This is a genomic window from Parafrankia sp. BMG5.11, assembly GCF_004337455.1.
This window is the reverse complement of sequence record NZ_SJXI01000116.1, coordinates 1-8,790: the sequence shown is the minus strand read 5'-3', so window position 1 is coordinate 8,790 and position 8,790 is coordinate 1. Positions and strand designations below refer to the sequence as shown.

Genomic DNA, 8,790 nt, shown 5'->3' with positions numbered 1-8,790 from the left:
CCCCACCTGAGACACGCTCTTAGGTGGCTCCGGGGCCATGGGCCCCGGCTCCGGAGTTCGGTCGGGACCGGACGGGCTGGAACAGCCGGTCCGGCGAGGTCACGGAAGCCAGGGCTGGCCGACGGCCATCACGCGTCCTCCCGCGTCAAGCCGCAGGATCATCAGGCTGGACGGACGGGCGGCGACGAACTCCCGCAGGTCCGCGAGGTCACCGGTCTCGTACTCCTCGGGCCGCACCGGAAGAACGACCCTGACCGTCGGCGTCACCACGTAGTCCAGCGTCCCGCCCTCGACGTCGTCGATGCGGTATCCGTCGAGGCAGGTTTCCGCGTCGCCGGACTGCGGGGTACAGAGGACGTACTCCGACCGGTCGAGGCTCAGCACGGTGCCATCGGGGCCGTCGGAAATGCCGACCACCTTGCCGATGTCGTGCACCTCACCGAAGCCGGCAAGTGGCGGGTACGCGGAGGTCGGCAGCGGCGTCGGCACCGGCGCTGGCGAAGGCGACGGCGGCCGGCTCGTCCCGACCACGGGGGATGGGCTCGAAGTCAGCGACGTCGATTCGGGTGAGGCACTACCGCCCGAATCGCTGGAGCAGCCCGCGAACATGATGACGGCAACGACCATCGCGCCGAGCCGGCTCGACAGACCGACGATTCTGCGATTACTCAAAGCAAAGGGACGACAGCCCATAGTGAAATACCTTATCGCGTCGTAGGTAGGGGCTATCTGTCCGGTCAAAATGCCGATGACCACTGGACGGATACGTGTGCAGTTCCCGCCGTCGCGATTCTCGCCCGGGCATCGAATCACAAAGTATGCGCTCACTCCTGTTCCGGTGTCAATCGATGATCACGTCCCGGCGGCGGAGCGACCGGAGCCCACCGCGGCCGGCCACGGCGGGGAGTTGACGTGCCGCGCGTTACAGGGCAAAAGTCGACCGGTGGGATGACCACCGCATACCTCACCGACGAGGAGACGGACATGTTGGCGCTACGGCTGAACCTGACCCAGCCCGGTCTGGACCCCAGCGAGATGTCGGCCCGGCACCAGGCCGCTCTCGAGATGTGCGCGCACGTGGAGGAACACGGCTTCGACCTGGTCAATCTCGAGGAGCATCACGGCGTCGACAACGGCTGGAGCCCCGCGCCGCTTGCCCTGGCGGGACTTGTCCTCGGCCGGTGCTCCCGCCTCCCGGTCTCGATCGCCGCCCTCCTGCTGCCGTTGCACGATCCCATCCGGGTCGCCGAGGACATCGCTGTCCTCGACCTGGCGTCCGGCGGGCGGCTGAGCGTCGTCCTCGGTGTGGGCTACCGCCCGTCCGAGTACGCCGCCCACGGCAAGGACTGGGCGCGTCGCGGGGCGCTGATGGACGAGTGCGTCGACACGCTCCTCAAGGCATGGACCGGCGAGCCCTTCGACCACCGGGGGACCACGGTGCGGGTCACGCCGAGGCCGTTCACCCAGCCGCACCCGCCGGTGATGATCGGTGGCAGCTCGAAGGTGTCCGCACGCCGGGCGATCCGGTTCGACCTGCCGTTCGCGCCGGCGGGGCACCTTCCCGACATCGCGTCCTACTACCACGAGCAGTGCGCGGCCAGCGGCGTCGAGGCACGCTGCCGCATGCCGGGGCCGGGGGTGACGATGATGTTCATCCACGAGGATCCGGACGAGGCGTGGGCGACCCTCGGGCACCACCTGCTCCACGAGGCGGTGACCTATTCGGCCTGGCAGACGCCGGACGTCCGCTCCGCCCACCGGTCGAGCGCGACCACTGTGGCGGAGCTGAGGGCGGAGGGGACCTACCAGATCCTGACCCCGGAGCAGGCGCTCGCCCACGGCCAGCACGCCGGGTTCGCCATCCACGCGCTCTGCGGCGGCCTGCCGATCGCCGAGGGCTGGCGTTGCCTGACCCTGTTCACCGACAAGGTGCTGCCCTTCCTCAGATGACCACCGCCCCGCGTCCCGGTGCCTGCGCTCCGTGGGCCGCGCGACGCGGCCTGGGCTCCGCGGCCGGCTGCGTCCCGGCGTCGGCGATACTGCGGTGCATGGTGCCGCCGGCCCGCCACCTGCTGCGGGCGAAGGATCTCGCCGACGCCCGCTACTGCGAGCCGCTCACGGTGGCGGACCTGGCGCGCGCCGCCAGTCTGTCGCCGGCCCACTTCAGCCGGGAGTTCCGGCGGGCCTTCGGTGAGCCGCCGCACCAGTACCTGCTGACCCGCCGGCTCGAGCGCGCCGCGGTGCTGCTGCGCAACACCGACCGAAGCGTGACCGAGATCTGCTTCGCGGTCGGCCTGACGAGTGTCGGATCCTTCACCACCCGATTCCGGTGTGTGTTCGGAATGTCGCCAGGTGCCTACCGGGCGGCGTTCCCGCCCGCGCGCCGCCACATCCGGATCCCGGACTGCGTCGCCCGTGCCTACGGCCGCCCACACAACCGCACGTTCGGAGAAGCCGAGGTCACCGCCCGCGCGTAGCGTCGCCGGCGCGTTCTTCCGCGCAGCCGACCGAGCCGAGGAGACAGCGGTGATCAGGATCGCCAACGCGCAGTTCTGGGTGCACGACCAGGAGGAGGCGCTCGCCTTCTACACGAGGACGCTCGGCTGGGAGGTCCGGTCGGACGTCACCATGAGTGAATGGGGATTCCGCTGGCTGGTGGTCGGCCCGTCCGGCCAGCAGGACGTGGGGCTGGTGCTCATGTCGATCCCGAAGCCGCCGATGTTCGACGTGTCGACCAGCGGCCAGCTCGCGGAGCTGGTGGCCAAGGGCGCCGGCGGGACGCTGTTCCTCGAGACCGACGACTGCCAGGCCTCCCACGACGAGCTGCGCGCCCGAGGGGTGGAGTTCAACGACCCGCCGACCAGGCAGCCCTACGGCATCGACACGTCCTTCCGTGACCCGTCCGGCAACAACATCCGGCTCACGCAGGTCCTCGAGTTCTCGCCCGACCGGACCTGAGTCGGCCGGCTCCGGACCCGGGAGGCAGGTCGGGTGATCCGGACACGGTGAACACCGGGTTCGCGGGCGCTCCCCATGACTGCGGGCGTAACAGTGCGCGAACTTGCTTGCGGTATCCGCCGTAGCGTGCCTATTCTCCCTCGAAGTGATGCCCTCCTTGCTCGTGGCCCGCGGTTCCGCGCGGGCCGGTTCGAACACGACGTGATCGTTCTTCCGAACATGATTGGGCTGGGATGTCCGTCCAGACTGTCGGGCCAGGCACGAAGCGGGGGACCGGGCGCGGGTATGAGTCCGCCGGTCGAGGAATAGCCGGAAGGCACGCTACCCGCGGTGTTCCGCCGCACCGCGCGGCAGGCGCTTCAGGGCGACTACCTGGGCTTTTACCCGCGTAAAACGCGCGGCGAAACCCTTCCGGTCCCGACTGGGGGAAGGGTGTTCGCGCCGGTCCTTTCCTTCGGTAGCCGCGGGTGATTCATCGAGTGGCGCGCCATGGATCCGCGGGTGGATTCCAGCGCACGGTGATGTCCTCGCGGGGCCCCGACCTGCACGGGAGAAGCGTTGGCGGGACACGAACACCCCACCTGGCGGGAGGCCCTCACCGGGCTGCCCGAGGCCGAACAGCACCGGCTTCTGCTCGACCTGGTACTCCAGCAGGTGCGCCGGGCCGTGGGCGACGGGCACGGCCCGTTCGACCCGCGGACGCCGTTCGTCCGGCTGGGGCTCGGTGGAGGAAGCACGGCCGGTTTCCGGGACGCCCTGGGCGGCGAGCTCGGCCTGGCACTGCCCGCCACGCTTCTGTTCGACCATCCGTCCCCGGCGCGTCTCGCCGACCATCTCAGGACACGGGTTCTCGACGTACCGGACCACCCGGTTCCGCCTCCGGTCGGGCCGGACCCTTCGGACCTGCCGGCTTCGCGGGCGCCGTCGGCCTCGGCCGCGCCGCCGGACGACCCGATCGTGATCGTGGCCATGGCCTGCCGGTTCCCCGGAGGGGTGCGTAGCCCGGAGGATCTCTGGCGGTTGGTCGCCGAGGGCCGCGACGCCGTCGTCGACATCCCCGCGGACCGCGGCTGGGACCTGGCCACCCACTTCGATCCCGATCCGCGCCGCTCCGGCACCTTCTACACGACCCAGGGCGGCTTCCTGGACGACGTCGCGGGCTTCGACGCGGCCTTCTTCGGGATCTCGCCGCGGGAGGCGCTGGCGATGGACCCGCAGCAGCGGCTGCTGCTCGAGGTCTCCTGGGAGGCGTTCGAGCGGGCCGGCATCGACCCGCTCTCCCTGCGCGGCAGCCGGACCGGCGTCTACACCGGCCTCCCCGTCGCGGACTACAGCCCGCCCTGGCGGACGGCCCCGCCCGGCGTCGAGGGCCACCTGATGAGCGGAACCCTGCCCAGTGTCGCCTCGGGCCGGGTCGCCTACACCCTGGGGCTCGAGGGCCCCGCGATGACGATCGACACGGCGTGCTCGTCGTCGCTGACGGCCATGCACCTGGCGGCGCAGGCCCTGCGCGCCGGCGAGTGCACCCTGGCGCTGGCCGGCGGGGCCACGGTGATGGCCACCCCGGACGTCCTGGTGGAGTTCAGCCGTCAACAGGGCCTGGCGCCGGACGGCCGCTGCAAGTCGTTCGCGGACGCCGCCGACGGCACCGGCTGGGCCGAGGGCGCGGCCGTGGTGCTGCTGGAACGGCTCTCCGCCGCGCGCCGCCACGGGCGCGCGGCGCTGGCGGTGCTGCGCGGCAGCGCGGTCAACTCCGACGGCGCGTCCAACGGGCTGACCGCGCCCAACGGGCTGGCGCAGCGGCGGGTCATCCGGGCGGCGCTGGCGAGCGCGGGCGTCTCGCCGTCCGACGTGGACGTCGTGGAGGCGCACGGCACCGGGACCAGGCTGGGTGACCCGATCGAGGCCCAGGCGGTCATCGCCGCCTACGGGCAGGACCGGCCGGCCGACCGGCCGCTGTGGCTGGGCTCGTTGAAGTCGAACGTCGGGCACACCGTCGGGGCGGCGGGGGTCGGCGGCGTGATCAAGATGGTGCTGGCGCTGCGGCACGGCGTGCTCCCGCGCACCCTGCACGTGGACGAGCCTTCGGCCCGGGTGGACTGGTCGGCCGGGCACGTGCGCCTGCTGACCGAGCCGGTGGCCTGGCCGCGCGGAAACGGCGTCCGCCGGGCCGGTGTCTCCGCCTTCGGGGTCAGCGGCACGAACGCCCACGTCATCATCGAGGACGCCCCCCGCGCCGAGCCGGTTCCATCCTGGCTCGACCAGGCCGGGCTCGACCAGGCCGGACCGAATGCCGGCGGCGGTGACCAGGCTGCGGGTGACCCGCCCGGGGGCGATCCCCCGGCGGGCGAGGAGCTTCCGTGGCTGCTGTCGGCCGGGTCGGAGCCGGCGCTGCGCGAGCAGGCCGCCCGCCTGGCGGCCCGGGTCGAGAGCGAGCCTCGGCCGGGCCTGGCCGATGTCGGCTGGTCGCTGGCGGTGGGGCGCGCGGCGCTGGCGCACCGCGCGGCCGTCGTCGCCGGCGACCGGGAGGGCATGCTGCGCGGCCTCGGCGCGCTGGTGCGGGGCGAACCGTCGGCGGCACTGATCCGCGGCTCCGCACGCCCGGACCGCCAGACCGACCGGCTCGCGTTCCTCTTCAGCGGCCAGGGCTCCCAGCGCCCGGGGATGGGCCGGTCGCTGCACGGCCGGTTCCCGGTGTTCACCGAGGCGTTCGACGCGGTCACCGCCCGCCTCGACCGGCATCTTCCCCGGCCGCTGCGGGACGTCGTGTTCGCCGGCCCGCTCCCGGACGCGGCGCTGGAGCGCACCGAGTTCACCCAGCCGGCGCTGTTCGCGCTCGAGGTGGCGCTGTTCCGCCTGCTGGAGTCCTGGGGCGTGCGGCCGGACGCGCTGCTCGGGCACTCTGTCGGCGAGCTGGTGGCCGCGCACGTGGCCGGCGTGTTCGACCTGGACGACGCCTGCGCGCTGGTCGCCGCGCGCGGCCGGCTGATGCAGGCGATGCCGACCGGCGGCGCGATGGTCTCGCTGCGGGCGTCGGAGGAGCAGGCCCGTGAGCTGATCGCCGAGTTGGGTGCGCGCGCGGCGGCCGCGTCCGGTTCCGCGTCGGGAGCGGTGGACGTCGCGGCGGTCAACGGACCGGAGTCGGTGGTCGTCTCCGGAGACCTGCGCCCGGTCGAGGAGATCGCGCAGCGGTGGCGCGCCCGCGGCGGAACGGCGACCCGCCTGCGGGTCTCGCACGCGTTCCACTCCGCGCACATGGACGGCATGCTCGAGGAGTTCCGCAGGGTCGCCCACGGTGTGACCTTCCGGGCGCCGGCCGTCCCGGTCGTCTCCAACGTCACCGGCGCGATCGTCGCTTCCGACGAGCTGTGCTCGGCAGAGTACTGGGTGCGCCAGGTCCGGGCCGCGGTGCGGTTCCGCGACGGCGTCGACCGGCTGCACGAGCGGGGCGTGCGGACCTTCCTGGAGATCGGCCCGGACGCGGTGCTCTGCGGCATGGGGCAGGACTGCCTCCCGGCCGGCTCCGACGCCGTGTTCGTCCCGAGCCTGCGCCGTGACCAGGCGGAGCAGCCCGCGCTGGCCCGGGCCGTGGGCAGGCTGTGGATGGCTGGCGCCGACGTCGACTGGGCGGCGTTCTTCGCCGGCGTGCGCCGGGTCGATCTGCCGACCTACCCGTTCCAGCACCGCCGCTTCTGGCTTGGTGACCACCTCGCCACCGCGAACGCGCCCACCGCGGGCACTGCGGGCACCGCGGGCGAGCCTGCCACCGCGGGCGGCGCGACGCCGGGCCGGCGGCCCGGCGACCGCCGGTACCGGGTCACCTGGACGCCGGTGTCCACGGCGAAGGCCGCGAAGGCCGCGGGGCCCGGCCGGTGGCTGGTGGTGATTCCCGCCGATCTGACCGCGGAGGACGGTGTCGGCGCCTGCGTCGAGAGCTGCGTCCGGGGTCTTGAGGGCAGGGACGCCGAGGTCGTCCGGTTCGAGGTGGACCCCGCCGCCGGTGTCGACCGCAGCACGCTGGCCGCCCGGCTCACCTCGCTGCATGTCCCGCTGGCGGGGGTGCTGTCCCTGCTCGCGCTGGATGTCCGGGAGCTGCCCGGCCGTCAGCCGGTCACCCGGGGCCTGGCGGGCACGCTGGCCCTGGTGCAGGCCCTCGGCGACGCCGGGGTCGCGGCGCCGCTGTGGTGCGTGACGCAGGGGGCGGTGTCGATCGGCGGAGCCGACGCGGTGACGAGCCCACCGCAGGCGCAGGTGTGGGGCGCGGGGCGGGTGGCCGCGCTGGAGCTGCCACGCCGGTGGGGCGGTCTGGTCGACCTTCCCCCGGCCGTCGACGGGACGGCGGCCGACCGGCTCGCGGCCGTGCTCGAGGGCGGGCCGGGCGAGGACCAGGTGGCGATCCGCCCGTCGGGCGTGTTCGGCCGCCGGCTCGCACCGGCCCGAACGGCCCGCACCGACACCGACACCGACAGCGACAGCGCCGGTGGCGGGTGGCGTCCGCGCGGAACGGTGCTGATCACCGGTGGGACGGGGGCGCTCGGCGCGGCCGTCGCACGGTGGTGCGCGGATGCCGGGGCGGCCCGGCTGGTTCTGACCAGCCGTCGGGGCGCGGCGGCCCCGGGCGTGCCCGAACTCGTCGCCGACCTGGCCCGGCGCGGCGCGGCGACGACCGTGGCCGCGTGCGACGCGGCGGACGGCGACGCGCTGGCGGAGGTGCTGGCGGCCATACCGGCGGACTGCCCGCTGACCGCCGTAGTCCACGCCGCGGGCGTCGCCGGCGGGTTCACACCGCTGCAGGACGTGGACGTCGCCGAGCTCGCCGAGGTGCTCGCGGGCAAGGCCGCGGGCGCCCGGGTCCTCGACGAACTGGTCGGCGACCGGCCGCTGGACGCCTTCGTGCTGTTCTCCTCCGTCGCCGGCACCTGGGGCAGCGGCGGCCAGTGCGGGTACAGCGCGGGCAACGCCTACCTCGACGCGATGGCCGAGTACCGCGGCGCGCGCGGGCTGGCCGGCACGGCGCTCGCGTGGGGGCCGTGGGCGGAGGGCGGGATGGCCGTCGATCCCGCGATCGCGGGCCACCTCCAAGACCGCGGGCTGGTTCCCATGCCGCCGGACGAGGCGGTCGCCGTGCTGGCGGAGGCAATGGGTGACGAGCGGTGCCTGACCGTCGCCGACGTCGACTGGGCCCGGTTCGCCCCGGCCTTCACCGCCGCCCGCCCCAGCCCGCTGCTCGGCGACCTGCCGGAGGTCCGCGCCGTCCTGAACCCTTCCGACCCGTCCACGGGACCCGCAGGTGGACCGGTCGCCGGCGGGGAGGCCGGTGACCGCGGCGGCGACGGGCCGGCGGCGCTGCTCGGGCGCCGGGCCACGATGCGCACGGCCGAGTGGCGACGGTTCCTGCTCGACCTGGTGCGGGCCGAGACCGCCGCCGTCCTCGGGTACGACGCCGCCGACCAGATCCCCGCCGACCGGGCCTTCGTCGATCTCGGGTCCACCTCGCTGACCGCCGTCCAACTGCGGGCGCGGCTGGCTGAGCGCACCGGGCTGCGGCTGCCCACCACCGTGGTCTTCGACCATCCGACGTCGACCGCCCTCGCCGGGTACCTGGCCGCCGAGCTCCCCGGCGGCCCCGACGGCGACCCGGCACCGGCCGGGGTGGCGGAACCGGCCTTCGCCGGGAATCACGTGACGCCGGCACCCGGCCCGCACGGCGCGGCCGGGGACGACCCGATCGTGATCGTCGGCATGGGATGTCGCCTGCCCGGCGGGGTGGACTCGCCGGCAGAGCTGTGGCGGCTGCTGGCGGAGGGCACCGACGCGGTGTCGGAGTTTCCG

5 protein-coding genes are annotated in these 8,790 nt (G+C 74.0%); 4 read left to right on the top strand and 1 reads right to left on the bottom strand.

What is annotated here, in order from left to right; translation table 11 throughout:
• Positions 1 to 99: 99 nt before the first annotated feature.
• Positions 100 to 489 (bottom strand): hypothetical protein, encoded by a 390-nt coding sequence (locus E0504_RS45710; protein ID WP_243657936.1) that lies wholly within the window; start codon positions 487 to 489, stop codon positions 100 to 102.
• 459 nt (positions 490 to 948) lie between these two features.
• Between E0504_RS45710 and E0504_RS45705 the strand changes: the two genes are divergently transcribed.
• The 4 genes from E0504_RS45705 to E0504_RS53865 form a co-directional block, all read left to right on the top strand.
• Positions 949 to 1,950 (top strand): LLM class flavin-dependent oxidoreductase, encoded by a 1,002-nt coding sequence (locus tag E0504_RS45705; RefSeq protein ID WP_235014800.1) that lies wholly within the window; start codon positions 949 to 951, stop codon positions 1,948 to 1,950.
• Positions 1,951 to 2,048: 98 nt separating this feature from the next.
• Complete coding sequence (locus E0504_RS45700) at positions 2,049 to 2,477, top strand: helix-turn-helix domain-containing protein (RefSeq protein ID WP_112108688.1); 429 nt, start codon at positions 2,049 to 2,051, stop codon at positions 2,475 to 2,477.
• 49 nt (positions 2,478 to 2,526) lie between these two features.
• Positions 2,527 to 2,958 (top strand): VOC family protein, encoded by a 432-nt coding sequence (locus E0504_RS45695; RefSeq protein WP_071059936.1) that lies wholly within the window; start codon positions 2,527 to 2,529, stop codon positions 2,956 to 2,958.
• Between the two features lie 558 nt (positions 2,959 to 3,516).
• The coding region (locus E0504_RS53865) for a type I polyketide synthase (protein WP_131627604.1) at positions 3,517 to 8,790 on the top strand (5,274 nt) is incomplete at its 3' end.